The organism is Mesorhizobium sp. M0437 (assembly GCF_040321335.1).
Taxonomy (GTDB): domain Bacteria; phylum Pseudomonadota; class Alphaproteobacteria; order Rhizobiales; family Rhizobiaceae; genus Mesorhizobium.
In genome coordinates this window covers 1-770 of record NZ_JAMYRK010000247.1, presented here as the reverse complement: position 1 = coordinate 770, position 770 = coordinate 1, and the positions used below count along the sequence as shown (strand labels likewise).

1 protein-coding gene is annotated in these 770 nt (G+C 63.1%); it reads left to right on the top strand.

Going from position 1 to position 770, the window contains the following annotated elements; translation table 11 throughout:
* Positions 1-19 precede the first annotated feature (19 nt).
* A partial coding sequence (locus tag NKI72_RS35285; RefSeq protein WP_352852297.1) for a DUF1173 family protein occupies positions 20-770 on the top strand: 751 nt, incomplete at its 3' end.

The window sequence follows — 770 nt, the reverse complement described above, 5'->3', positions numbered from 1 at the left end:
ACCTGGAGCGGCGGAGGTGATGCGACGGTTCAGAATTGGCAGTGCGGTCTACGAGGAGGGAGCGCCTGACCTGCAGGCGGCGCTGGCGAACGCCTATGCCCGCACCGAGCGTCCGCTATGCCTGTGCCGCGAGCCGAGCTGCCCGATGTACATCGCCCGCATCGGCGACCTTCATCTGATCAAGCGCATGCCGCTCAGCGGCGGCGGGCATGATCCGTCCTGCGATTCCTATGAATCACCTCACGAACTGTCCGGGCTGGGCGCGCTGATGGGCAGCGCGATACAGCTTGATCCGCAAAGCGGCATGGCGGCCCTCAAATTGGACTTCAGCCTGTCGAAGACAGGGAGCCGGGCAGCATCCGTGCCTGCGGGGCAAAGTTCCGCCAGCGCAACCGCCGATCCCAGGAGGATGTCGCTGCGTGGCCTCCTTCATTATCTCTGGCACGAGGCCGAATTGACGATCTGGACATCCCGATGGGCCGGCAAGCGACATTGGTGGAATGTCCGCTGGCATCTGCTCGAGGCTGCCGGGCAAATGACGGTGCGGGGCGACCCGCTCGCGAATATCCTGTTCGTGCCCGAGCCGTTTCGCGCCGAGAACAGGCAAGCGATCGAACATCGTCGCAATGCGGCTCTCGGCATGGCGCTCCCGCCGAAATCCGGCCCACGAAAGCTACTGGTTCTGGTTGGCGAGGTGAAAGAGATCGTTCCTGCCCGATCCGGTCAGAAACTTGTCATCAGACATTTGCCCGGCTTTCCCTTCATCATCG